Origin of the sequence: Wenzhouxiangella sp. XN79A, from assembly GCF_012272825.1 — a bacterium.
Lineage (GTDB): Bacteria > Pseudomonadota > Gammaproteobacteria > Xanthomonadales > Wenzhouxiangellaceae.
This window is the reverse complement of the sequence record NZ_JAAWWS010000166.1, coordinates 77,336-101,835: the sequence shown is the minus strand read 5'-3', so window position 1 is coordinate 101,835 and position 24,500 is coordinate 77,336. Positions and strand designations below refer to the sequence as shown.

The window sequence follows — 24,500 nt, the reverse complement described above, 5'->3', positions numbered from 1 at the left end:
AGCGCTGCGATTTCCACCGTGACCAGGTCGCGGTAGCTGCCGGCCGGCAGTTCGCTGTCGCCGTCGACGTTGACGGTGAGGTCGTAGGCGGCGTTCCACTGCGGCTCGTCGCGTTCGATGCGCTGGTCGTCTTCCAGGCTTTCGTCCTCGATGTCGTCGTAGCTGATGCGGTAGAACGACTGGGCGTCCAGCGGGCCGGCCATGTAGCCGCCGTTGTCGGAGCTGAAGGAGACTTCGTAGCCTTCCGGGTTGTTGCAGGTCTCGGTGATCTCACCGACCCGAGCGTTCTGCTCGCCGTCGACCAGGTTCAGGTTGGTGCCCAGGTCGACCACGGCGATTTCGCACAGGTCACCGACGGTGCCCTTGATGACGATTTCGCCCGAGGTCTGGCCACCGACGGCGGCGAAGGCGGAGGTGCCGGCGAAGACGGCGGCGATGGCGGTTGCGATTGCGAGCTTGTTCATTGTCGTTTCCTCTATTGAATGGTTTCTTGTTGGGTGATTCGTTCGTTGTTCGAGGCCCGATGGCCTTCGCAAGTACGAATGCGATTTTTGTGCCAGAATCGGGTACTCGATTCCATCACCCTGAAATTCCGAGGAAAAAACCGTCGCCACGCGATCGCGCCCGCGCTGGTCGGGCACGGGTTGTTATGGGATCGCCGAAAATCGTCACGGTATGTGACGCAATCGTCAGTTCAGGCAGTGAATCGACGTCGAACGGCGAAGATGCACCCGGCGCGACGAGTCCTTGCCGTTCGCAGGACGCACTTCCGGCCGCCCGAATCGCCGCTGGCGCCTGCTGGCCGAGCCGCCCGACCCTCCGCCTGTCGCTCAGTCCTCGATGCGGTCCTCGAACTTGCCGAGTGCGGTGACGATGACCAGCGCAAAGGCGGTCAGCAGCGCGGCGAGGACGAGGTTTCCGGACGCGCAGGCCACGCCCACCGCGCCGGCGATCCAGATCGCCGCCCCGGTGGTCAGGCCCTGGACCGAGCCGCGCGACTGGATGATGCTGCCGGCGCCGAGGAAGCCGATGCCGGTGATCACGCCCTCGACGATGCGGGTCGGATCGACGGGCGCCGATGGGCTGCCGCTGGCGGTTGCGAACAGGATCTCGTAGCCGACCAGCAGGAAGCCGGCCGCGCCCAGCGAAACCAGCATGTGGGTGCGCAGCCCGGCGGGTCGGCCGCGAAATTCGCGCTCCAGCCCGATCAGCGCCGCCAGACCGGCGGCCGCGCCGAGCCGAATCAGAAGGTCGATCAGCGGTAGTCCGGTGTCCATGTCGAGGCTCCGGCGATGAGCGTTGGTACAGGGTAGTGGCTCAGTGCTGCATTCGGCCAGTCGTTCTGTACCATTGAGCGAGATCGTTCGCTTCGCTGGGTGCGCAGGCTTCGCCACGCACGGCCGCCTCCGTACCCCGCGGCCCGGTGCCGCCCGAGCCCGGGCACTCGCTCTCCACTTCGGGAATCCTGTTGCATGCGACCATCGATTCGCGCCATCGGACTGACCGCGCTGGCGCTGCTTGCCTTCGCCGCCAACTCCGTGCTGACCCGCGCCGCGCTGGACCTGACCGGGATCGACCCGATCAGCTTCACCGCGGTTCGCCTGGTGTCCGGTGCCTTGCTGCTGCTGGTGCTGGTCCGTGCACGGATCGAGCGCAGCGACTCGAGAGGCGGCTGGACGCCGGCCCTGGCGCTGTTCGGCTACGCGTTGTGCTTTTCGCTGGCGTATCGAGGCCTGACCGCCGCGACCGGTGCGCTGCTGCTGTTCGGTGCCGTGCAGGTCACGATGCTGGCGGCGGCCGCAGCGCGCGGCGAGCGCCTGACCGGCAGGCAGCGGCTCGGCAGCTTCACCGCGCTCGGCGGCTTGCTGCTGTTGCTGTGGCCGGGACTGGCTGCCCCGCCGGCGGCCGAGGCCGGGCTGATGCTGATCGCCGGCGTGGCCTGGGGCATCTACACGCTGCGGGCCAGCGGGCCGGGCAACCCGACCGCCCGCACCGCGGCAAACTTCCTCCGCGCCTCGGTTCCGGCCCTGGGCCTGCTGGCCGTCTGGGCGACCCAGGCCCGCTGGGATCCCCACGGGGTGCTCCTGGCGGTGGCCTCCGGTGCGCTGGCGTCCGGTCTCGGGTACGCGATCTGGTATGCCGCGCTGCGCCGGATCGACACGCACACCGCCGCCGTCGCGCAGCTGGCCGTGCCGGTGCTGACCGCCGGCGGCGGCGTCCTGCTGCTGGCCGAGCCGTTGTCGGCCCGGTTGCTGGGCGCCGGCACGCTGGTCCTGATCGGGATCGGGCTGGTCGTCCGCGGCCGTAGCACGGCCTCGAGTCCGGGCCGCTGAGCCGAGTCGGAGCCCTTCGATGCACAGGGCGCGTGCCATCGCGGCCGAACCAGAAGTCGATCAGCGTCGACGGGGTCATCGGCACGTCCTTGGCACAAACCTCGATTCTGTCCGACCATCCTTGCGATTGAATTGTCGAGATGGGCCCGATATGCTGCGATCGTGGCTTGGCAACCGAGGGGCGGTTCGTGCCGCTGCGGCTCTCCGCGCGCATACGACCGGAAATGGGGTACGGATTTCATCCAGCTTCCTGACGCGTACATCGACATCGCGCCCCTGCGGCGTGGTGGGCGAGGTCGTGCCCCGTGCCCGGCCACGTTGCACACCTTCAATCGACAACGTGGAATAAAACGACAGATGAACATGAAACCTGCAAAGCAACTTCTGGCGCTGCTCGCCGGCGCATCGGCGCTCACCGGCTGCGCATCGATCACCACCGGGCAGGACCAGATGGTCTCGATCTAGTGGGCCATGCGACAAATCAGGTAACGCTCAGAGCCACTGTGCCGGCGCGGATCAAGGCGCGTTTCGCAGGGAATGGCCGCTCCCTTGCCAGGAAACGCAACGCCGAGTCGTGCCGGCACAGTGACTCCCGGAGGGCCGTCGCACCCGCACCGTATGCTGCGTTCCGCTCGCTTGACGGCCCGGCAAGGACGCCTGCACTCGCGCGCCTTGCATACGACGCGGGTGCGACGGCTGAGTGTCACCTGATTTGCCGCATGGCCCACTAGACGCCGAACTGCCCGGCGGCGTCCTGTGAACTGACCAACAAGGAAGGAACCTACTATGTCAACGAGACGCCGGGAACGGTGCAGGTCAACCGCGTCTGCGGCAAGTTGACCGTGCAGTGTTCGCGCAGTGGCTACGACGACTACATCATGACCGTCAGTTCATCGCTCAAGGCCATGACCTTCGGCAACATCATCTTCGGCGGCCTGATCGGCGCCGGCGTCGATGCCGCCACCGGTGCGGCCTGCCAGTACCCTGCGCTGATCCCGGTGCCGATGAACTGCGGCCAGGCCGGAGCCCTGGCGGCGGCGGTGGAGCACCAGATCCCGGACGCGGTCGCGAAGTCCGCCGAGAAGCTGGAGTGCATCGACCTGGTCTATGTCGGCGAAGGCGTCGATCAGGTGCTGGTCTATACCGCGCAGTGCGAAGGCACCTCGTCGTTGTTGTCCTGCGATGACGGGGAATGCCGGGTCAGCGAGTATTCGACCGGCAGCGAGGCCGCAGCCGGGTCCTGACACCGTATCGGCTGATCGGTCGCTGGCGTTCGACCATCGAGGCAGCGGGCCGCGGGACGAGCGACCGGAGCGCCTGGTCGCTACCTGCATGACCACTTCTCTTCCCGACCGGCCTCCGGTCGGGCGAGGTCAACCGCGAACAGTGGCGGGATACACCAAGCGATCCTGCCGTCGTCAGAGCAGAAGCATCGAGGCCAGCCCCAGGAAGGCGAAGAAGCCGACCACGTCGGTCACGGTGGTGACGAACGGACCGGAGGCCAGCGCCGGGTCGATCTTCAGGCGCTCGAGCAGGATCGGAATGAGGATGCCGCCGAGGGCCGCAGCGATCAGTGTGAGCACCATCGCCACGGCGATGACCAGGGCCAGCTTCGGCACGCCGAACCAGAACGCCGCCACGCCGGCCATGATCAGCCCGAACAGCAGGCCGTTGATCGCGCCGACCGTGATCTCGCGCCAGCTCACCCGAAGTGCGTTGCTGGCGGTCAGCTCACGGGTGGCGATCGCCCGGACCGCCACGGTCATGGTCTGGGTGCCGGCGTTGCCGCCCATCGAGGCGACGATCGGCATCAGCACCGCCAGCGCCACCATCTGGTCGATGGTCTCGGCGTAGGCGTTGATCACCAGCGAGGCCAGGATCGCGGTCAGCAGGTTGACGAACAGCCACACCGCGCGGCCGCGGGTGGTGCGCAGCACCGTGTCGGTCAGCGACGAATCCTCGTCGACGCCGGCCAGGCGCAGCAGGTCTTCCTCGTGCTCTTCATCGAGCACGGCCATGGCGTCGTCGATGGTGATCACGCCGACCAGCCGGCCGCTTTCATCGACCACCGGCGTGGAGATCAGGTGGTAATGGTTGAACAGGTAGGCCACGTCGGATTCCGGATCGGTGACGGTGACCGTGCGGTAGCTGTCTTCGATGATGTCGAGCAGCGGATGGTCGCGGCGCGACGAAAGCAGCCGGCCCAGCGCGACGTAGCCGACCGGTTTCATCGCCGGCGAGACCAGCACGACGTGATAGAACTGGTCGGGCAGGTCGTCGGCGGTCCGGACGTAATCGATGGCCTGGCCGACCGTCCAGTCCTCGGGTAGCGCGACCAGCTCGCGCTGCATCAGGCGGCCGGCCGAGAATTCGGGATAGGACAGCGCGCTCTCGACGCCGATCCGGTCGATCGTCTCCAGCGCGCCGAGGATGCGGGTCTGCTGCTCTTCCTGGAGGTCCTCGACCAGGTCGACGACGTCGTCGGAGTCGAGTTCGCGAATCGCCTCGGCGAGCACTTCCGAAGGCAGCGACTCGATCAGCGGCTCGCGGATCGACTCGTCGAGTTCGGACAGGATCTCGCCGTCGATCTGCCGGCCCCACAGCCGGACCAGGGCATCGCGGTCGTTCGACGAGATCTGCTCGAGCAGGTCGGCGACGTCGGCGGCATGGAGCGGCTCGAGCACGTTGGACAGCCGCGCGGCGTCCTCGGCCGCGATCGCATCCAGCGCGGCGCGCACGCGCTCGCTGTCCAGCGCCTGGCCGGCGCGTTCGCGTTCGCTGTCGAGTTCCGCTTCGGTCTGCATCGCGTCTCTCCGTGCCCGGTCGCCCGGGATCGTGCTCAGCCGGCGTTCTCGACCTCGAAGGTCACCCCGGCGTGCTCGGCCAGTCGCGAGCGCAGGGACTCGCCCAGCGCCGTGGCCGGGGTCCAGAACCCGCCCGGCACGTCCGGACCGATGTCGCGGGCCAGACAGACCGCGGCTTCACCGATCATCTTCGAGGTCGAGCCGTAGCCCGGATCGCGATCGCCGCGCACGCGTACGCGCAGTGCGTGGCCGGCGTCGTCGCGGCCGTGGATCACGATGTTGAAGAACCCGGCCTCGCGCTGCTCGGCGCTGGGGCCCTCGCCGGGCTTGGGCAGGACCAGTTTCTTGAGCAGCGACCGGGTCGGACCCAGTCCGGCGCCGAGCGCAAAGGCGCCCATGCCCAGCGACACCGTGGTGGCTTTCATCCGGCCGCCGAAGCCGCTGCCGGTGAGCACCGCCTCGTCGTAGAGGAAGTCCTTGCCGTAGGCGTGGTCCTGCAGTGCGTTGGCGCGGTGCACGACCCGGGTGTTGATCGCGGCCATGATGAACGGCGCCATCCAGCTGCCGAGTTCTTCATCGAGTTTCGGCCCATTGACGTAGGGCTGGCGCGGGCCCTCGCGCTGGTCGCGCGGGCAGATCGCGTAGGGGTTCTTCAGGTAGCGCGCGATGTCGGCATCCGCGCGCGCGGCCTCGACGATGTTCAGCATGCTGGCGAAGGTGCCGCCGCTCAGGCCGCCCTTGGCCGCCTTGACGCGCAGGCCGACCCGCGTCAACGGTCCGCCGAAGCGCTCCTGCGCGGCCTGCTGCAGCACCGAAACGCCCAGGTCCGACGGAATCGAGTCGAAGCCGCAGCAGTGCACGATCCGTGCGCCGCTGGCCTTCGCGGCGGTGGCGTGGGCATCGATCATGTCGCGCATGAACGGCACCTCGCCGGTCAGGTCGCAGTAGTCGGTGCCGTTGGCGGCGCAGGCCGCGACCAGCTCGCGGCCGTACAGCGCGTACGGGCCGACCGTGGTCAGCACCACCCGGGTGCGGTTCGTCAGCGCATCCAGCGAAGGCCGATCGAAGCTGTCGGCCTCGATCAGCGGAAGCGCCGATGCGTTGCTGCCCAGTTGTGTCCGGACGGCCTCGAGCTTGTCGGGATTGCGTCCGGCCAGTGCCCACTTCAGTGCGCCGGTGGCGCCGTGGCGCTCGAGAAGATGCTCGGCGACCAGCTGCCCGGTGAAGCCGGTGGCGCCCATCAGCACCAGGTCGAATTCGCGTTCGGCCATGCTTTTCGTCCGTTGCAGAAACCTGTCGCAACGATAGCATGGCGGCTGGTCGACGCCGTCGAGCCGTGGGCCGATCGACGGGCCTGGCGGCGGCCTTGCCGGGCCATCCTCCGGTGCGCGGGTTCCGTGCGGTCAGCGCACCACGCAGCGCCAGCCACGCCGGACCTTCCAGCAGGTCCGGTCGCGCGCTGGCCGGGTGGTCACGACGACGAATCGGGCCTGTGGATGCGCGGACTGGTAGGCCTGCCAGGTCGGGTAGGCGCGCGGGTGGTGGTGGTGCACCGCGCAGCCGCTGATCAGGGCGGCGGCGAGGGTCAGGACGAGGGTGGGGAGGCGTCTGCAGGTCATCGTCGGGCTCCGTGGAGAGATGCCCGACTCAACGTGGCCACCCGCGCAACGGTTGACCGCCTTGCATCCGGTCAGTCGGCGTCGAGGCCCAGGTCCAGGTTCGGCGCCGAGTGGGTCAGGGCGCCGATGGAGATCACGTCGACGCCGGTTTCGGCGATGGCGCGGACCGTTTCCAGCGTGACGTTGCCCGAGGCCTCCAGGGTGACCCGGCCGGCGGCCAGCTCGACGGCGGCGCGGAGGCCCTCGAGGTCGAAATTGTCGAGCAGCACGCTTTCGGCGCCGGCGTCGATCGCCTCGTCCAGCTGGTCGATGCGGTCGATCTCGACCGCGACGCGGGTCATGTGGCCCGCGAAGTCGCGGGCCCGCCGCACGGCCTCGGCCACGCTGCCGCAGGCGGCGACGTGGTTGTCCTTGATCAGGATCGCGTCGTCGAGCCCGAAGCGGTGCATCGCGCCGCCGCCGGCGGCCACGGCGGCCAGTTCCAGCGCGCGCAGGCCGGGGGTGGTCTTGCGGGTGTGGGTGATCCGGGCGCCGGTGCCGGCGACGGCATCGACGAAGCGACGGGTCAGCGTGGCGATGCCGGCCAGCCGTCCGAGCAGGTTCAGCGCGACGCGCTCGGCGGTCAGGATGGAGCGAACCGGGCCGCGGATCCGGCCGACCACGGTTCCGGGGGCCAGTTCGGCGCCGTCGTCGAGCCAGCCGGTCAGCGCCAGTTCGGGTTCGACTTCGAGGAAGGCGCAGCGGGCGGCCGCGCTGCCGGCCAGCCGGCCTCCGGCGCGCGCCCGAAGCATGTATTCGGCCTCCAGTCCGGCCGGCAGCGTGGCCTGGCTGGTGATGTCGCCGCGCCCGCCCAGGTCTTCGTGCAGTGCCCGACGAACCACCTCGAGGATCACGTGATGGGGAACGGTCGGCCTCATGCGTGCGGCTCCGGCTGGATCGGGTTGGACGACGCGCTGACGGCGACCCGCCCGGTTCGGCCGTCCCAGGCCCAGTCGGCGTGACGTGCGACCGGGGCACGGTTCGGGTGGTCGCTGCGGGCGTGCGCGCCCCGGCTCTCGCTGCGCGCCAGTGCGCAGTCGGCCACCATGCGTGCGGCCAGCAGTGCATCGGTGGGGCCATTGTCGTGCTGCAGCTGATCCAGCTCGTCGATCAGCCGTAGCAGGCCCCGGCGGTCGCGCTCGACGCCGGCATCGCGCTGCATCGCATCGCGCAGCCGCGCCAGCGCGGGTTCCGGCAGCGCCCGGGCGACCACGATGTCCAGTTCGCCGCGGGTGCGCGGGCGGCGCGCCGCGCGCAGGTCCTCGGCGGCGCGACGGGCCATGACCACCGCTTCGAGCAACGAGTTCGAGGCCAGCCGGTTGGCGCCGTGCACCCCGGTGCAGGCCGCCTCGCCGATCACCCGCAGGCCGGACACGTCGGTGCGCCCGGCCAGGTCGGTGGCCACGCCGCCCATGTGGTAGTGCGCGGCCGGCGCGATCGGGATCGGCGCGCGGCGTGGATCCAGCCCGGCCGCCCGGCAGGCTTCGAACACGGCCGGGAAGCGGGCCGGCAGCGTCGGGCCCAGCGGACGAGCATCCAGCCAGGCGCCGCCGGCCCGGTGCTGGCGGTGAACGGCGCGGGCCACGACGTCGCGCGGCGCGAGCTCGCCGTCGGGGTGAAGCGCAGTCATGAAGCGCTGACCGTGTCGATCGATCAGCCTTGCGCCCTCGCCGCGCAGGGCCTCGGTGGCCAGCGGCGCGGGGCTGCGTCCGACATTCATGGCGGTGGGATGGAACTGGACGAACTCCGGGTCGCGGATGCGCGCGCCCATGCGGGCGGCCCAGGCCAGGCCCTGGCCCTGGTTGGCACCGGGATTGGTGCTGACGGCATAGAGTCCGCCAAGCCCGCCGGTGGCCAGCACCACGGCATCGGCGCGCAGCGTCGTGCGCACGCCGTGGGCGTCTTCGACCAGGACCCCGACGCAGGCGCCGTGTGCATTGCGCAGCAGCCCGGTCCCCGCCGAGCCGGCGAGAACGTCGATGTGCGAGCACGAGGCGATGCGTCGGGTCAGGGCCGAGACGATCGCCGCGCCGGCGCCGTCTCCGCCGACCCGGGCCACCCGGGCGTGGCGGTGCGCGGCTTCGCGCGACAGGAGCCAGCCGCCGTCGGTGCCGCGCTCGAACGGCACGCCCGCGCGCGCCAGTGCCGCGACCTCGCCCGGAGCCGCTTCGGCCAGCGCGCGCGCCACGGTGCCGTCGACCAACCCGGCACCGGCGGCCACGGTGTCCAGGGCGTGGGCGGCCGGCGAATCACCCGGGCCCAGCGCCGCGGCGATGCCGCCCTGGGCCCAGGCCGACGACGACGCGTGATGGCGTGGCGCGCCGGTCAGCAGGACGACCCGGCGTGGTGCCAGGTTCAGCGCGCACCACAGCCCGGCCAGCCCGGCGCCGACGATGACGATCGGCGAGTCGCCGGTCGAGCGGGTCGAAGACATCGCGATCAGACCTGGACGTAGGGGATCGAAACGGCCGGCCGCGCGGTGTCGAAGGCCGGCGGCCCGTCGAGGGCCGGCAGGTCCAGCATGGCCTGCACGCTGGCCCGGGCCGCCTCGGCCACGGCCGGGTCGACCTCGACTTCGTAGCGGTTGAACCGCAGCGCGTCGTAGATGCTCTCCAGCGTGATCCGCTTCATGTGCGGGCACAGGTTGCACGGCCGCACGAAGCGGGTCTCCGGGTTGTCCACGGCCACGTTGTCGCTCATCGAGCACTCGGTGATCAGGATGGCCTTGGCCGGCTTGCGGTCGCGGACGAAGGCCGCCATCGCGCCGGTCGAGCCGGCGAAGTCGGCGGCCTTCAGCACGTCCGGGGGGCACTCGGGATGGGTGATGATCATCGCGTCCGGGTGCTCGGCGCGCAGCTGCTCGATCTCGGCGGCAGTGAAGCGCTCATGGACTTCGCAGGCGCCCTGCCAGGTCAGGATGCGGATGTCGGTCTGGCTGGCGACGTTCTTCGCCAGGTACTCGTCGGGAATCAGGATCACCGTGTCGCTGTTCCACTGCGCGGCCACGGCCTCGACCACCTGGACGGCGTTCGACGAGGTGCAGCAGATGTCCGAGGCGGCCTTCACCTCGGCCGTGGTGTTGACGTAGGTCACGACCGGGACGCCCGGATAGGCCTGCTTGATCCGTTCGACGTCGGCGCCGGTGATGCTGGCGGCCAGCGAGCAGCCGGCGCGGAGGTCCGGGATCAATACGGTCTTGTCCGGGCACAGGATCTTGGCCGTCTCGGCCATGAAGTGCACGCCGGCCTGGACGATGACCTCGGCGTCGGACTCCGCGGCCAGCTGGGCCAGTTTCAGTGAATCGCCGGTCGCGTGGCCGACACCGTGGAAGATTTCCGGCGTCATGTAGTTGTGGGCCAGGATCACCGCGTTGCGTTCCGCAGCCAGCCGGCGGATCGCATCGATCAGCGGCGCGTGCAGCGGCCACTCGGCCTCGGGCACCACGTCGCGCACGCGGTCGAACAGCCCGGCGGTGCGGGCGCGGACCGCCGGCGTGAAGTCCAGGTGGCCGGCGTCGGGCCATTCGCTCGTCGAACGGTCATTCGTGGAAAGGTTCATCGGGCTGCTCCAGCGCGGCGCATGGGTCGCGCAGTCGGGTACGGACCGGAAGATGGTGCCGAACAAGACGAGATACCAGTGCGCCGGCTCGGCCCGCTTCGGCGGCTTCGACGCGCTCGCTGCACGGCCTGTCTTACCGCTGAACATGATGCCAGAGGTCGCGTCGTGGCCGTTGACTCGACAACGATCGAGGCGCCGATGTCGTGAAGCCCGGTGCGCGGCGCCTGTTGACAAAACCTCGACACGGGCAGGACAATATTCGATAGGAACAACACCCACATGTTACATTATAACGTTAGGAGAAACCTATGAAAAATCTCATCGTTTCCTGCCTCGCCGGCGCCGCGTTCGTGGCCTCTTCGGCGTTGATCGCCGACGATCACTACACCACCTTCGACCAGCAGGCCCAGGCCGCGCTGACGCCCGACCAGGCCCTGCAGCTGCTGAAGGACGGCAATGCCCGCTTCGTCGCCGGTGACTCGATCGATCGCGACCTGATCGAACAGCAGCGCGACACCGCCGGCGGCCAGTTCCCGTTCGCCGTCGTCCTGTCCTGCCTGGACTCGCGCTCGGCCCCGGAAGTGGTGTTCGACCAGGGCGTCGGTGACATCTTCGTCGGCCGCGTGGCCGGCAACGTCGTCGACACCAACCTGCTCGGCAGCTTCGAGTTCGCCACCGCAGCGGCCGGTTCCAAGGTCATCGTGGTCATGGGCCACACCGCCTGCGGCGCGGTCAAGGGTGCCTGCGACGGCGTCGAGCTCGGCAACCTCACCGCGCTGCTCGACGAAATCGAGCCGGCCATCGACGCGGTCAGCACGCCGGTCGGCACCGATCGCAGCTCGGCCAACACCGAGTTCGTCAACCGGGTGATCGAGACCAACGTCAAGATGCAGGTCAACGAACTGCTGCGCCGCAGCGATGTGGTCCGCGGCCTGGTCGAGGAAGGCAAGGTCAAGGTCGTCGGCGCGGTCCACGACCTGGCGACCGGCGAAGTCCGGTTCCTCTAAGAAGAACGATCGCCGCAACGACGCGGCACCTCTCCATTGTTCATCGCCGGTCGCACCGCGGCCGGCGTTTTTTTTTCGAAGCTCCGAACGGACCGCGGGTTCCGCAACGCGATGCCGATCGGATGTTCCGGCGAACCGACACGTCGTCGCTCGCCCGGCCACGCAACCGATTCAGGGCAAGCCTGGTGCATGCTGGCCCGCCGCGGGCCACAATAGTGCCGGACCCGACGATGGACGCCTTGCATGCGCCGTTCCGAACTCCAGACGCCGGCCCTGCTGGTCGACGAAACCCGTTTCGAGCGCAACGTCGGCCGGATGAACGCCCGGCTCGCGCGCCTCCGCGTGCCGCTGCGTCCGCATCTGAAGACCGTCAAGAACATCGAGCTCGCCCGTCGCATGCTCGCCGGTCATCCCGGGGGCGCGACCGTATCGACGCTGGCCGAGGCCGATCATTTCTTCGACGCCGGCATCGATGACCTGCTCTACGCCGTGGGCATCGCGCCGGGCAAGATCGAGGACGTGGCCCGCCGAATCGGCCGCGGCATGAACCTGACGCTGGTCCTGGACCACCCCGAAACCGCCCGCGCCGTGGCCGATGCCGCCCGGCGCCTCGATGTGCCGTTCCGGGTGCTGCTCGAGGTCGACGCGGACGGCCAGCGGGCCGGCTTTCGTCCCGACGATCCTGGCCTGATCGAATCCGCTCGCAGGCTCGAACGCGGTGGCGCGTTGCCGGCCGGCGTGATGGTGCACGCCGGTGGCTCGTATGCCTGCCGGGATCGAGCGGGCCTGGTCGAGATCGCGAAGCAGGAGCGCGATGTCGCCGTCGCTGCCGCAGGCGCCCTGCGCGAAGCGGGCTTCGAAGCGCCCGTCGTGAGCGCGGGTTCGACGCCGACCGCACTGTTCGCCGACGACCTGGCGGGCGTGACCGAAGTGCGGGCCGGCGTCTATGCCTTCATGGACCTGGTCATGGCGGGACTGGGCGTCTGCGAAATCGACGAGATCGCCGTCTCGGTGCTGACCGAGGTGATCGGGCATCGCCGTGCGCCGGGCGAAGTCCTGATCGACGCCGGCTGGATGGCGCTGTCACGTGATCGCGGCACGGCCGGCCAGGCGGTCGATCGGGGCTACGGCGTGGTCTGCGACGACGCCGGTCGGGTGCTGGCGCCCGAGGTCATCGTCCGGGCGACCCACCAGGAACACGGTCTCCTGGCCCGCCGCGACGGCGAGCCGCTGGACCTGGCCGGATTCCCGATCGGCCGCCGCCTGCGCATCCTGCCCAATCACGCCTGCGCCACGGCCGGGCAATTCGAGCGGATGTGGTGGATCGATGCCGGCGCCGCGTCGATCGAGCCGCTGGATCGATGCCGGGGCTGGTAGCCACGGCCCGCCCGGCAGCGGCCGGGTTCCGGCGAGGATGGCGCGTCGGACGGCCGGAACGCGTATCCAGTCCAACGATCCGCGAACCCGCGAGGTGACCATGCCCGAGCACGAACCCGGCAGCGCGCCCGACCCGCAGGACACGGGAGCCGAGCCCCGCGCCGATGCCGACCCACGACCCGGGACCGACAGCGGCTACTCCAGCCACCTCGCCGAGGTGCTGACCCGGCCCGATGCGTTCTTCGAGGCCGAGCGGCGCGGCGATCGCAGCAGTGCGCTGATCGACCTCGCGGCGTTCTTCGTGGTGTTCTTTCTCGCCGCCGTCGTGGCCCGGACCTTCGGCTACGCCGGCTTCGAGTTCCGGTTCGGAAGCCTCGTCGAAGGCATCAAGGCCACGCTGGTCATGGCCATCCCGATCGCCGGCCTCGTCTTCGCGCTGCCGTTGCAGGCGGCCCGATCGGGCGGGACCGGTTCGGCGGACCTCTATCTCGAGAAGATCGGTGCGGCGCTGCTGCTGCCGACCCTGCTCCTGCTCGTCGCCATCGGCCTCGACATCCTCGACGTGGCGATCCAGAGCTGGTTCCGCGGCGCGGCCATGGTCTTCGTCTACATCGCCGTGTTCGCCGCCAGCTACGCCTATGCGGCACCCGGCCGACTGAAACCGGCGGTCGCCGCAACGCTGGGGTTCTACCTGCTGTATCGGCTGCTGGTGCTGCTGTTCTAGGGAACCTCTGAACACGCCTGTGCGGAGCGCGTTTCCGTCGGAGAAGCCGCGGATCGTGTGCGCCGTGGCGAGTGACGGTAGCCGTCGCTACGACCGAGTTCCATCGCGCTGGAGATGCGGCTTCTCCGGCGAAACCCGGTTGGGACGGGCCTTTGCGGGCACCCGTCGCGTTTCGACTCGCTGATCTGGATTCACCGAACCACGCTCGCCGAAGCCACACCGGGCGACCCCGCAAAGACTCCGCCGGCCGACCGGCACCCACGCGAGCGCCGGATTCCCGTACTCTGTGCATCCGGCGGCGGAGTCCGCACCCCGCCGGCCGCCGTTGCCCATTCGGAAGATCGCGTGCAGGACCGCTCGTACCCCATCGTTCGCCCTCCGGTGGTTTCATGACCGCCGCGCTGGCGTGTCCGAAGTGCCGGTCCGCGATGGAATCGGTCGTCGTCGACGGCGTCGAGGTCGACCGCTGCACCGGCTGCGAGGGCATCTGGTTCGACGCCGGCGAGCTGGACTGGCTGGCCCAGGACGAGGTGGCCGAAGCGATCGACGTCGGCGAAGCCGAGCGCGGGCAGTCGATGAACGCCGTGACCGAAATCGACTGCCCCCGCTGCGGCAAGCCGACCAGGCACGTCGCCGACCGCCACAAGCCCGGGATCCGCTACGAAGTCTGCATCGGCTGCGAAGGCGCATTCCTGGATGCCGGGGAATTCACCGAACTGTCGAAGCTGTCGCTGCTCGAGATCCTGCGCGGCGTGCTGAGCCGCCGAAGACGCTGACCTCGCTCGAAGACGAACGAGGCCACCGCGACGGCGACGCGCGCGCGCCGGCTGGCCGGGTCGTTCCGGCGTTCCGAGCCGCATCGGCATGCTCGTCGTCCGGTCCGATGCCTTCTGCCGGCGCCCTGGCAGGCTCAGCGGATCGCCTTCGACTGACCGCCATCCACGACCAGAGACGCGCCATTGACCCAGCCGGCCCGCGGCGAGACCAGCCACACCGCCGCATCGGCGATCTCCTGCGGGGTACACCAGCCGTCCGGCCGGTACGCTCTGGCGAACCATTTCGTAGATGTCCGGCTGATGCTCGCGCATCGTCTCCCAGCCGCCGCCGGGAAACTCGGTCGAGCCGGGGAAGCAGGGTGTTCGCTCGAATGCCGTGCCGGCCCTCGACCACGGCCAGCTTCGTGGTCAAGGCGTTCAACGCCGCCTTGGCCGCGGTGTAGCCGAAGTCCTCCATGGGTGCGGCCTCGATCGCCGAGACCGAGGATACGAGCAGGATCGAGCCCTGTCGCTGCTCGCGCATCATCGGCAGTACGGCCTCGACCAGCCGCGCATCTTCGGCGGCCAACCCTTCGGCAATCGCTCGCCCGATACCGCGGCTTGCGCCCGTGACCAGCGCAACCTTTCCGGCAAGTTCAAGATCCATGACGGCTACTCCTGGATTCACTTCGGCTCGATGATCAGGAACACGCCGGTGGTGTCGCCGACGTTGATGACCTCGTGCCACTCGATGCCATCGCTGGCAAAACCGCTGTCCGTCGGAACGTCCATTTCGCGGACGCCGTTTGCATCGGTGATGCGCATGCGCGCGCCGGCGAGCGTGTAGCCGAAGTGGCGATCGTGGTAATGCCGTTCGTGGCCGACCCCAGGCGGGAACGTGCAGCGCAGGATGCGGTGCTCCGCATCGTCGTGCAGCGTCTCGCAGACGGATGCACCCTCCCAGCCGGCCTCGAGCGGATCCGGGAGCCGGGGCGCCGTCGTGCAGGCCGCGAGCAATGCGACGCTGGCCAGAAAGACGCCGTAGACCGCACTCCTCGGCCTTGCGAACCGTTCGGTCGAAAAGCAACCAGAGGCATCAGAACTCTCCATCGTCGACCTCTCGAAGGAACCGCACGAGGCCCGGGAAGAAGTGCTGCGGATCGTCGTATTGCGACAGATGGCTGCCGTTGGGGCAGTGCAGGTAACGACCCTGCTGCACCTGGCCGGCCATCCATTCCATGTGTTTCGGATCCATGGTGTCGTGAGCCGCACCGATGGTCAGCGTCGGGACCCGGATTCCTGGCAGGTCGGCCGAACGGTTCCAGCGGCCCAGGGTGGCGTTGGGCGTCATCCCGAACTCACTATGCCCTTGCATGTGCACATAGAGGCCCTTGTTGAGATGCTTGAACGTGCGCATGATGGAATCCGGCCACTCGTCCAGGGGCATGCGCAGCACGTGCTCGGTGTAGTGGTGCTGCATCAGCAGTTCTTCGTAGCGCGGGTTGTCGTAGTCTTCATCGGCTTCGAACTGCTGGATCTCGGCAAATACGGCCGGATCCATCTGCGGGCCGAGCACCTCGCGTGCGTAGCGGTTGTAGTCCTGCACGTCGGAGACCATGTTGGAGATGATCAGGCCCTTGAGGTGCTGCTGGTGCGCCAGCGCATATTCGATCGCCAGCATGCCGCCCCAGGACTGGCCGTAGAGAAAGAAGTTGTCCTTGTTCAGCCCCAGCGCCCGGCGGACCTGGTCCACCTCGTCGACGAAATGCTCGATGGTCCACAGATCCGGGTCGTTCGGCTGATCGCTGTAGTAGGAGTCGAGCTGGTCGTAGTAGATGTACTCGATGCCTTCGGCCGGCAGGTAGCCGTCGAAGCATTCATAGAGTTCGTGCGTTGCTCCCGGGCCGCCGTGCAGCAGCAACATCCGAATCGTCGGATTGTTGCCGGTGCGCTTGACCCAGACCGAGAACTCGCCTTTGGCCGTCGAAATCGGGATGCGGCGCACGCCGCCGGTGAGCTGATCGGGCGCGCTCGAGTAATCGAGATATTCGGTCAGATCGGTCACTCGGAGGCCTCCAGTTTCACCAGCGTATCGCCGAGACCGGTCAGGTAGATCGGCCCACCCTCGTGGGTCAGGATCAATCCGGTGAACAGCCCCGGCAGCGGCGCCCACATGTCCGGACCCATGACCGCCAGGCGTGACTCGCCGGTCTGACCGCGGCGCTGCCACTCGATCATGACTTGCCGGTGTTCGGCGGTTTCCGGATAGAACGCCGTCGACCAGGCGCCGGAGTCGGGATCGACGACCAGCAGCGCGTTGGCGATCGGCGAGGCAACCCATAGACGCCCGGCCTCGTCGAGTTCGATGTTGTCCGGGCTCGGAAGCTCGGCCACCACGCGGCCTTCGGACAGGCTGCCGTCGGCCAACGACATCCGGTAGCCGACGATCCGGTCGGCCATGGTCTCGGCGACGTAGATCTGGCCGCGCGCCTCGTCGATCGCCACCCCGTTGCCGAAGGTCAGGCCGGACAGCTTGAGCTCGGCCACCGATTCGGTGCTGCCGTCGGCTGGCGGCGGCAGCCGGAACAGCGCGCCGTCGAGCGGGCCCTCATCGACCGCGGCGAACATCCGCGCTTCGGAATCGGGCCCGGCGCGATTGCGCGTCGACTGGCTGAACCAGACCGCGCCGCTGCTGTCGCGCCGGGCCGAGTTGGCGCCGAATTCGTGCTGATGGATTCGAACCACTTGCTCGGTCTCGGTATTGATGCGGTAGATGGCCCCGGTCAGGATATCGGCCACCAGCGCGTGGATGCCGTCCGGTTCCATCGCCACCCCGTTCGGTCCGGCGCTGCGCTCGGGCGGCTCGTGCACGTAGCCGGCTGCCGCAAAATCGCCGAACGGCCGCTTCGCACCTGTCGGATCCAGCGCCACCAGGCCATGGGCCTGGTCGGCGATCAGCAGCGTGCCGTCGGTCAGCATGACGCCGTCTTCGGGCCGCACCAGGGAGCGATCGGCCGGGAACAGCGCGACCTGTTCGTAGGATTGCGATAACTCGCCAGTATCAGCCTGAACGGTAAACGCCACTGCAAGGGCAAATAGAGCAAGACAGGTTCGGTTCATGGTGGTGATCCTTGTGGTTCGGGGTGGTAATTTCGCCTTGGGCATCAAACCGTCAGCGTCAAGCCACCGTCAGGCGTCAATGTGCTGCCGGTGATGTAGCTGGCTTCATCCGAACACAGAAAGACGATGGCCTGAGCGATTTCTTCCGGCTGACCGGCGCGTTCGAGATGGACACTGGGCAGTACCCCCTGGTCGTAGACTTCATCGCCGATGTCCTGGCGTAAGCGCTGATGCATTGGCGTGTCGACGATGCCGGGACAGACAAGGTTGACGCGGATACCCTGCGAGGCCAGTTCCGCCGACACGCTGGTGGTCAGGCCGATCAGGCCGTGCTTGGATGTGCAGTAGGCCGCGCCGGTGGCGAAGCCGAGAAAGGAATTGACCGAGCCGACGTTGACGATCGCCCCGCCGTTGCCGGCGGCCAGCATCGCCCGGGCCTGGTGCTGCATGCCCAGGAACGTGCCCTTGAGGTTGATCCCCAGAACCTGGTCCCAGTCGGCCTCGCTCAACTCGGTGATGCCGGCAAACCTGCCCTCGATGCCGGCGTTGTTCACGGCGTAGTCGAGCCGGCCGAACGCGTCGATGGTGTGCGAGACCATTCGTTCGACGTCTGCCGACACCGAAACATCGGTCTTGATCGCGATTGCCTGGCCGCCCCGGGCTTCGATATCGGCGACCAGCGAGTCGAGTTCGGCCTGTCGCCGCGCCGCCAGCGCAACGCGCGAGCCTTTTTCGGCGAACAGCTCGGCGGTGGCCCGGCCGATGCCGCTGCTGGCGCCGGTGATCAGGGCCACCTTGTTGCTCATGTCCGACATTGAAAGACTCCTGCTTGAATGGGTGACGTTGATCCGTGACGAAGCCTTATCGCTGCTCGTCCTGAGCGGCCTCTACCAGGTCGAGAATGGCGCGAATACGCTGTCTGTTTGCGAGCAACACGGCATGCGCGTTGTCCTGGGTTCCGTACAGGGTCTGTAGCGCAGCCATCAGTTCGGGTTTCTCCAGCAGAACGCTCTGGTCGACGGCCTCGGTCGTCCAGGCCTGATCGATGCCGCCCGAAGGCACGCCCGTCACGACCAGCGTTCGGGCGCGCATCAGCTCTTCCCTGGCTTTGCCCAGGGGTTGGGTACAAACCCCGTAGTGGCTTCGAACCAGTGAGACATAGTCGTTGTAGCCCAACAGTGCGGACCTCAACTCCGTGCCCTGAAGCAGCCTCAGGCGGCCGCTGGAGACGAGCTCTTCGAAAGTCGTCGACGGGCCCGGCGGGGTGGCGAAGCCCGTGGCAACGTCGATGTCCTGATCGAGCGAGTCTTGCTCCAGCCGCCCGTCCCTGATGCCGTGGATCAGGCGGGCCGCGGCGGCCAGCGAGGCTTCATGCATGGCCAGACTCCGATCCGTGCGCTCCAGGTGCATCTGGAACTCCTGTTCGAGCCGCTCCAGCACGTTACCGGCCTCGACCCGATCAGCGCGCTCGGCATTCCAGTTGGCAACCTGGATCCCGATGAACACGCCGACCACAACGATCAGGAAGTCGAGCCCGACCGCGAACCAGTTCTGCTCGCGGACGTGGCGGGTGATGCTGCGCAGGATCATGGTGCTTTCGTCTCGTCTATGGACCCGTCTCCAAGAAGCCGGCGAATACCGATCACCCGATCCAGGGTGCGATTGGCCCAATTCAGCCACAGCGTCTGCAGTTCATGAAGTTCATCGACCGATTCCCGGAACTCACGATCTTCGAGCATCGAAGCGAGGTCGTAATGGCCGATCGCAGAGATCGACCTGACCTGGCTGGGATCCGCGCCGGGGTTGGGATGTGCGACATGGACGTCGTAGTCGAAATGCGCCGTGAATGAGCGCATGTATTGCGCGACATACCGACGAATATCGGAAGCGGCCGTAATCGATGCTTCACGGTGGCTTTCGAAGTCTGACAAGGCGGCGCGTAAAGCCTGGTCTTGCAGGAGGGTCAAATCGCCGCTGGCGAGAATCTCGAGCAGCACACCGGAGGCCGTGTTGGACGCAGCATCCAGATAGCCATATCGCAAACCGTCCTCGAAGGTCTTGCGTCGGTCGGCCTGGAGGGTGCCAGCCTGGAGTGCGCCCGCGATGGCGCGCAATCCCTCGATTGACCGCTCGTGGTAGGCGACACTGTGGCGAAGCGAACGATCGATCGCGCGGAAATCTGCCTGCAAAGCCTCCAGCAAAAGCGCTTCACGATGATGTTGCAGTCGATCCTCGTTCCAGTTCGATATCTGCAAGGCCAGCAGGATGCCGAGCACCACGATCAGAAAGTCCAGCGCAACGGCAGTCCAGTTCTGGGTTCGGACTTGTTCGGTAATGCGTCTGAGGATCATGGCGTATATTCTGGTTCTGGTGCGTCTGACGGGCTTTGGCCCAGGCTGATCAGGACCTCGCGCGACGCCTGCTCAAGCGCCCTGGCCAGCCCGACGATGTAGATGGCATTCTCCAGCCGATCGAACAGAAACCGGTTCAGCGCATGGTCCTGGCATGCCTCTTCATAGCTGACGGTCAGGGCGAGCTGGAGAAGCCCGCTGGAGAAATCTCCGGCAAGAGTGCGTTTGAAGATGGGATTGTCGTGCACCTGCTTCCGGGTCAGTTGGAAATCGTCACTGAAGCGCGAATTGTTGGCAATCCTGTCGATCCGGCGCGCATAGAGCGAAAGCTGGGCGCGATCCTCAGGAGTGATATTGTCTAGAAAGGCGTCCGATCGAAGCATCTGGTTGATGGCTTCCTGGCGCAGTTCGAGGCTCACAATAAATCTCAAGGGCTGTACCGCGCGCATGAAGCCTTCCGCCGCGTCGTCGTCCGCGCCGCAGGTTTCAAAGTCGCGGACGATGTCAAGGACCATTTCCTGCTGCTCACTCAAGCGGGTGATTACGTCTCGCGACAACTGCAAGTTGGCGTTGGCCTCTTCGATGACCCGAACACGGGCTTGAGCGTAAATCAAGTTGTCCTGTCGGGCCGCGTTCCAATTGGAAATCTGAAACGCAATAAGGATACCCACGACCACGATCACGAAATCGAGCCCGACGGCGAACCAGTTCTGGTCGCGGACGTGCCTGGTGATGCTGCGCAGGATCATGGCGACGACGTCGGAGTGGCCGTGCCCAGAACAGCTTCGAGCACCTGCTTCAGTTCAAGAAAGCTGTTGTCGACCCTGGCGTTGTTCATGACGTGGAACGTGTAGCCTGATTGATTGATCTCGTAGTCATTGAGAAAGCCTTGCGACATCCGCATTCCTTCCGTGTCGCAACGGTATCTCGGACGAATCCATGGGTCTTTCGAGTAGTCGGACGTAGAAAGAAGTTGGATCAGATCCGGATACTTGGACGTCAGGTTGATCACTATCCGCTGAACGGCTGAATCGGCATCGCGGGCACGGGCCCGCGTAAGCAGAAATGCGCCCAGTGCGCTCGAGATCTGCGGATTGCTGAACAGGCCGAATTGACCGAAAGATTGGACCTCGAAAAGGGAGGCAAGATCGTCGGTGGGATTGGAAACAATGTACGAAAACGCAATGCTCGTGCATTCAAGTTCGGTCAATTCCCGTCCCTTGGGGTCGAACAGAACCGACGTCGCCATCGATAGCGCTGCCAACCATCCCTGGCGCGTCTCTACAAGCTCCGCTCGGGTGGCTTGCAGATCGACAATTTCGCCATGCAGGCGCTGAGTGTAGAAGTTTTCCATCCGTGCTTGTCTCTGCCCATCGGCCCATTGCTGAACCTGCAGGCCGATGAATACGCCGAGCACGACAATCATCAAGTCCAGTCCGATCGCGGTCCATTCCTGGTTGCGGAAGTGGCGCATGACGCTACGCAGAAGCATTCGTGCTCACCTTAGGCTCCTGCGCGGGTGGATTGGACGATCACTTCGGAGTCACCGAGTCGACGATTGTTCGATCCAGTTCGTTCGACGCGTCGATGAGTTGTGCCTGCCAGCCAATCATCAGTTCCAGATTGCGGAGCCAGTTTCGCAGCTGCTCGACGACTTCGGCTCGGCCTTCGAGCTGGTAGAGAACCTGCCGCGCCTGCTGCGCCGGAACCGGCGATTCGCAGTCCAGCAGGCGATACTCGTCCAGGCGCGGCGCCTCCACACACGAGGCCCAGATGTAGTTCTGGATCGCCCAGGACGTCATGCCGCGAATCGTGTCCCGGTAGTCGGGGATCATCTGGAAGACGAATCGCTTCTGGTCGAAGCCGGCAGCGTAGTAGTCCCCGAGAGCTCGCCGCAGGTCCGGGTCGGGAATGAGCCCCAGATTGCCGGCGCTGATCATTTCCTGGTATGTGGAGTCATACAGCAAGAATCCCCAAACCTGCGTTGCATGATAAAAGGCCAGAACCGTGTCCCATTCCGAATCGTTAACTAGCACGCCCTCTTCGAGGTACCTCAACGCCGCCTCACCGTAGCTCTTGGTGGCCATCCAGAAGGCTCCCCGCTCCTCCAGCATGGCCCGGTCTACCGCCAGGTCTTCCTGGATTCGACTCAGGTAGGCGTAGCCGGTCACTTCTTCCTGGCGGGTCTCGTTCCAGTTCGCCACCTGGATGCCGATGAACACGCCGACGACGACGATCAGGAAATCTATGCCGACTGCGAACCAGTTCTGGTCGCGGACATGCCTGGTGATGCTGCGCAGGATCATTTCACCTCCGATGCTACAGGTGCGCTGGAGGACGACGCTTCGGAAGCATATGTCGCAATGGAGGCGGAGGCAATCGTCCCGCGAAGCGATTCGATGACCTCGGACTGGCGTCCGGTGACATTACTTACGTAGGCTGCGTAGCGACGCATGTTGTCGATGAAATCATTCAGATAGGACTGATTTAGGCTCATGGCTTCGAAGTCGCAGATCGCATCTTCCCACTCACCAAGCCCGGCAATGATCAGTTGCGGGTACTTCCGTGCGAGCAACACGCGATCGATCTGGATGTCAGTTCTTATCTGCTCCAGCCTTTCATTGTTCTGGTCGAACGACAGAATCTCGGTTCGGGTGGCGTCGTCACGGATCAGGACAATGCGACCGGTGGCAATCAGTTCCTTGATGGTGGCCGGGTAGAAGATCGTATCGGCAAAGATGTGTGACTGGCTCAGCGCCCCGCAATGGCGGCCGTCGAGCCGCTCGATTCCGAGGCCAGTGGCCAGAAACATCCTCACCTCGTCGAGCCGTTCAAGTCGATCGCGCTGGTCCTTGTGATCTTGTTCGACCAGCGGTGAGATCGTGGAAAGCTCGCGATGAAGACGGTCGAGATACAGCGCCTCGGCGTCTCGGTCACGACGGGCATCATTCCAGTTCGCGACCTGGATACCGATGAACACCCCAGCGATAACGATGAAGAAATCAATGCCGACGGCGAACCAGTTCTGCGCTTTGACGTGCTCGGTGACTCGACGGAGGATCATTTCGCGAGCTCCGCGTCGATTATTCGCAACAGAGCGCGCTGTTGCTCGAGCGCAACTATCACATTACTCTGCATGTCATTTGTGTAGGCACGGGCAGCAGATAACGCTCTGCGGAAATCCTGGTCAGCACACAAGGCATCCAGGTCGAACGCGATGTCTCCCCAAGCAATATCTACCGCGCCGCTTCTTGGCCCCGACGTCAAGTACTCCAGTTGGCTCTCCACATAGACGACATGCGGCGTTCCGCGCATCAGCACGGCGTTGAAGATCAGGTCGGATGTCTCGATCGCTTCAACTGCCTTTGTAATGGCCTCACGCAATTCGCTATTTCGAATCGTCTGGAAGTTTCCAGTCGCGTTCAGTTCATTGATCACACCGCGGAGAAGCACTGGCGGAAGCGTCTTTCCTACATGAAAGAATGCGTTGGCGATGATATCGCGATCTTCCGGCGATACCACACAGCTACTCAGCCGATCGAGCGCCAGAGTCGAATACTTGTCCTGTCGATCCATGAATGCCACGCGCCATTCATTCTGTTCGATCGAAACAGCAACGTCTTCACGCAGTCGTTCTAGATACCTCTGCTCCCCGGCGCGGACTTGCCGCTCGGCATTCCAGGTATTGACTTGCAGACCAATGAAGACGCCGAGGATCACGATCAGGAAATCCAGCGCCACGGCGAACCAGTTCTGGTCGCGAAAGTGCTTTGTGACGCTGCGCAGGATCATACCGGCCCCTCCCTGGAGTCCGGCAGAAGAGATTCGACGTCCAGCCGGATCCTGAGCTCGCCTTCCTGGCGTTGCAGGATGCCGGAGTAGGAATATCTTTCGATACCGTCCGGCGTGCCCCAGTCGAATTCGCCGGTCACGATCACGGCGTCCGTACCAGGCGCTTCGAAGCCAAGATTCTGCCAGTCGAAACCGACCGGCCCGATCCATTGCTCGCGGTAGCGCGTCTCGATTTCATCGAAGCTGCTTGCATTCCGCTCGCCGTTGAAGATCACCGTCGCGCCGTCACGGTCATAGCGCGCGGCAATCGCTGCCCGGTCATGGTTTCGAAGGTCTTCGGCGTATTCGCGCATGAAGCGCCTCGCCTCGCGTTCTGCTTCGGCCAGCTTCTCGGACTGTCCTGGAGGTACGCCCACCCGGGATCCCTCCAGGTAACGGAGGATGAAATCCTCATCGACCTGGTCGACGATCGGGCCAGCGACTTCCATCATCGGCGTGCCGTCCCAACCGCCTTCCTGCCAGCGCCACCAGTTCTTGCCGTGACGGCTGCCGAAATAGTAGGGCACGACGTTCTGGACATGCTGTCGAGCCTCCTCGCGTGACACCAGGCCGATCTTTTCCATGTTGAACATATGGTCCAGCTGGAGCATCACGGCAGCCAGATGCGATTCGACCGTCCGGACTTCGACGTCGGTCAGGGCCTCCGGCGAACGAATCGACTTGACCCAGGCGGCACCGATGTCCGGTGAGGCGAGGCTCAGCTCGATCTGGGCCAGCAGATCGTTCCTTCCCGACTCCATCTGGGCGCGGTTCGGATTTGCGTTCTGCCGCACTTCGACGATCAGGATCAGCAGGCCCACGATGACGTCAAGATTGGCCGCCAGTGTCAGCCAGCGGCCCAGGCGATCCGATTCCATCATCTTGAGGTCATCCCGATTTCATCGACGCTGAGCGCTTTATCGATTCCGGACTGGAGCTCTGCAGCCGCACCCAGAATGACGCCGTCGACGATGTAGTTCGA

At 66.1% G+C, this 24,500-nt stretch carries 26 protein-coding genes; 6 read left to right on the top strand and 20 right to left on the bottom strand.

Translation table 11 applies throughout. The features are described from left to right. On the bottom strand, positions 1-464 hold a 464-nt coding region (locus HFP89_RS14615; RefSeq protein WP_168715969.1), incomplete at its 3' end, for a hypothetical protein. Positions 465-830: 366 nt separating this feature from the next. After that, the gene (locus tag HFP89_RS14610; RefSeq protein WP_168718410.1) at positions 831-1,277 is read right to left on the bottom strand and encodes an MgtC/SapB family protein; all 447 of its coding nucleotides are present in this window, start codon (positions 1,275-1,277) and stop codon (positions 831-833) included. Between the two features lie 195 nt (positions 1,278-1,472). On the opposite strand from HFP89_RS14610, the gene HFP89_RS14605 reads away from it, so the two are divergent. Beyond that, entirely contained in the window at positions 1,473-2,333 is an 861-nt protein-coding gene (locus HFP89_RS14605) for a DMT family transporter (RefSeq protein WP_168718409.1), read from the top strand. A gap of 809 nt (positions 2,334-3,142) precedes the next feature. After that, positions 3,143-3,577 carry a hypothetical protein gene (locus tag HFP89_RS14600; RefSeq protein WP_168718408.1) on the top strand — a complete coding sequence of 145 codons (435 nt, stop codon included), beginning with the start codon at positions 3,143-3,145 and terminating at the stop codon, positions 3,575-3,577. Positions 3,578-3,751: 174 nt separating this feature from the next. Here HFP89_RS14600 and mgtE read toward each other — a convergent pair whose 3' ends face one another. The 6 genes from mgtE to nadA form a co-directional block, all read right to left on the bottom strand. After that, on the bottom strand, positions 3,752-5,137 hold the full coding sequence (gene mgtE, locus HFP89_RS14595; protein WP_168718407.1) for a magnesium transporter: 1,386 nt from the start codon (positions 5,135-5,137) through the stop codon (positions 3,752-3,754). 35 nt (positions 5,138-5,172) lie between these two features. Further along, positions 5,173-6,408, bottom strand: coding sequence for a saccharopine dehydrogenase NADP-binding domain-containing protein (locus HFP89_RS14590; RefSeq protein ID WP_168718406.1), 1,236 nt, complete (start codon positions 6,406-6,408; stop codon positions 5,173-5,175). Between the two features lie 132 nt (positions 6,409-6,540). Then, positions 6,541-6,756 carry a hypothetical protein gene (locus HFP89_RS14585; RefSeq protein WP_168718405.1) on the bottom strand — a complete coding sequence of 72 codons (216 nt, stop codon included), beginning with the start codon at positions 6,754-6,756 and terminating at the stop codon, positions 6,541-6,543. A 71-nt stretch (positions 6,757-6,827) separates the two neighbouring features. Then, positions 6,828-7,673, bottom strand: a complete 846-nt coding sequence (gene nadC, locus HFP89_RS14580; RefSeq protein ID WP_168718404.1) for a carboxylating nicotinate-nucleotide diphosphorylase — start codon at positions 7,671-7,673, stop codon at positions 6,828-6,830. After that, a complete protein-coding gene (locus HFP89_RS14575) occupies positions 7,670-9,229 on the bottom strand; it encodes an L-aspartate oxidase (protein WP_168718403.1) in 1,560 nt (519 codons plus the stop codon). The genes nadC and HFP89_RS14575 overlap by 4 nt, the downstream gene beginning before the upstream one ends. Before the next feature lie 5 nt (positions 9,230-9,234). Beyond that, positions 9,235-10,353 (bottom strand): quinolinate synthase NadA, encoded by a 1,119-nt coding sequence (gene nadA / locus HFP89_RS14570; protein ID WP_168718402.1) that lies wholly within the window; start codon positions 10,351-10,353, stop codon positions 9,235-9,237. A gap of 308 nt (positions 10,354-10,661) precedes the next feature. On the opposite strand from nadA, the gene HFP89_RS14565 reads away from it, so the two are divergent. The 4 genes from HFP89_RS14565 to HFP89_RS14550 all read left to right on the top strand — a co-directional run bounded on the left by HFP89_RS14565 (position 10,662) and on the right by HFP89_RS14550 (position 14,237). Further along, positions 10,662-11,360: a carbonic anhydrase family protein gene (locus HFP89_RS14565; protein WP_168718401.1), complete on the top strand. Its 699-nt coding sequence runs from the start codon at positions 10,662-10,664 to the stop codon at positions 11,358-11,360. A gap of 243 nt (positions 11,361-11,603) precedes the next feature. Then, the gene (locus HFP89_RS14560; protein ID WP_168718400.1) at positions 11,604-12,737 is read left to right on the top strand and encodes an alanine racemase; all 1,134 of its coding nucleotides are present in this window, start codon (positions 11,604-11,606) and stop codon (positions 12,735-12,737) included. 100 nt (positions 12,738-12,837) lie between these two features. After that, the gene (locus HFP89_RS14555) at positions 12,838-13,461 is read left to right on the top strand and encodes a hypothetical protein (protein WP_168718399.1); all 624 of its coding nucleotides are present in this window, start codon (positions 12,838-12,840) and stop codon (positions 13,459-13,461) included. 389 nt (positions 13,462-13,850) lie between these two features. After that, positions 13,851-14,237 carry a zf-TFIIB domain-containing protein gene (locus HFP89_RS14550; RefSeq protein WP_168718398.1) on the top strand — a complete coding sequence of 129 codons (387 nt, stop codon included), beginning with the start codon at positions 13,851-13,853 and terminating at the stop codon, positions 14,235-14,237. Between the two features lie 663 nt (positions 14,238-14,900). On the opposite strand, the gene HFP89_RS14540 is transcribed toward HFP89_RS14550, so the two are convergent. The 12 genes from HFP89_RS14540 to HFP89_RS14490 are packed head-to-tail and all read right to left on the bottom strand — an operon-like array spanning position 14,901 to position 24,399. Beyond that, a complete protein-coding gene (locus tag HFP89_RS14540; protein ID WP_168718397.1) occupies positions 14,901-15,326 on the bottom strand; it encodes a cupin domain-containing protein in 426 nt (141 codons plus the stop codon). Continuing rightward, entirely contained in the window at positions 15,313-16,281 is a 969-nt protein-coding gene (locus HFP89_RS14535) for a proline iminopeptidase-family hydrolase (RefSeq protein ID WP_206212396.1), read from the bottom strand. The genes HFP89_RS14540 and HFP89_RS14535 overlap by 14 nt, the downstream gene beginning before the upstream one ends. Next, complete coding sequence (locus HFP89_RS15870; RefSeq protein WP_206212395.1) at positions 16,278-17,336, bottom strand: SMP-30/gluconolactonase/LRE family protein; 1,059 nt, start codon at positions 17,334-17,336, stop codon at positions 16,278-16,280. Before HFP89_RS15870 ends, HFP89_RS14535 begins: the two co-directional genes overlap by 4 nt. A 44-nt stretch (positions 17,337-17,380) precedes the next feature. After that, on the bottom strand, positions 17,381-18,151 hold the full coding sequence (locus HFP89_RS14530; RefSeq protein WP_206212394.1) for an SDR family NAD(P)-dependent oxidoreductase: 771 nt from the start codon (positions 18,149-18,151) through the stop codon (positions 17,381-17,383). A gap of 46 nt (positions 18,152-18,197) precedes the next feature. Further along, positions 18,198-18,926 carry a hypothetical protein gene (locus tag HFP89_RS14525; protein ID WP_168718333.1) on the bottom strand — a complete coding sequence of 243 codons (729 nt, stop codon included), beginning with the start codon at positions 18,924-18,926 and terminating at the stop codon, positions 18,198-18,200. Next, positions 18,923-19,687, bottom strand: a complete 765-nt coding sequence (locus HFP89_RS14520) for a hypothetical protein (RefSeq protein WP_168718395.1) — start codon at positions 19,685-19,687, stop codon at positions 18,923-18,925. The genes HFP89_RS14525 and HFP89_RS14520 overlap by 4 nt, the downstream gene beginning before the upstream one ends. After that, a complete protein-coding gene (locus HFP89_RS14515) occupies positions 19,684-20,436 on the bottom strand; it encodes a hypothetical protein (protein ID WP_168718394.1) in 753 nt (250 codons plus the stop codon). The genes HFP89_RS14520 and HFP89_RS14515 overlap by 4 nt, the downstream gene beginning before the upstream one ends. Continuing rightward, positions 20,433-21,179 carry a hypothetical protein gene (locus HFP89_RS14510; protein ID WP_168718393.1) on the bottom strand — a complete coding sequence of 249 codons (747 nt, stop codon included), beginning with the start codon at positions 21,177-21,179 and terminating at the stop codon, positions 20,433-20,435. The genes HFP89_RS14515 and HFP89_RS14510 overlap by 4 nt, the downstream gene beginning before the upstream one ends. Positions 21,180-21,219: 40 nt before the next feature. Then, positions 21,220-21,993 carry a hypothetical protein gene (locus tag HFP89_RS14505; protein ID WP_168718332.1) on the bottom strand — a complete coding sequence of 258 codons (774 nt, stop codon included), beginning with the start codon at positions 21,991-21,993 and terminating at the stop codon, positions 21,220-21,222. Continuing rightward, positions 21,990-22,751: a hypothetical protein gene (locus HFP89_RS14500; protein ID WP_168718392.1), complete on the bottom strand. Its 762-nt coding sequence runs from the start codon at positions 22,749-22,751 to the stop codon at positions 21,990-21,992. The genes HFP89_RS14505 and HFP89_RS14500 overlap by 4 nt, the downstream gene beginning before the upstream one ends. Then, a complete protein-coding gene (locus HFP89_RS14495; RefSeq protein ID WP_168718391.1) occupies positions 22,748-23,479 on the bottom strand; it encodes a hypothetical protein in 732 nt (243 codons plus the stop codon). Before HFP89_RS14495 ends, HFP89_RS14500 begins: the two co-directional genes overlap by 4 nt. Next, positions 23,476-24,399, bottom strand: a complete 924-nt coding sequence (locus HFP89_RS14490) for a ketosteroid isomerase family protein (RefSeq protein ID WP_168718390.1) — start codon at positions 24,397-24,399, stop codon at positions 23,476-23,478. Before HFP89_RS14490 ends, HFP89_RS14495 begins: the two co-directional genes overlap by 4 nt. Between the last annotated feature and the right edge of the window lie 101 nt (positions 24,400-24,500).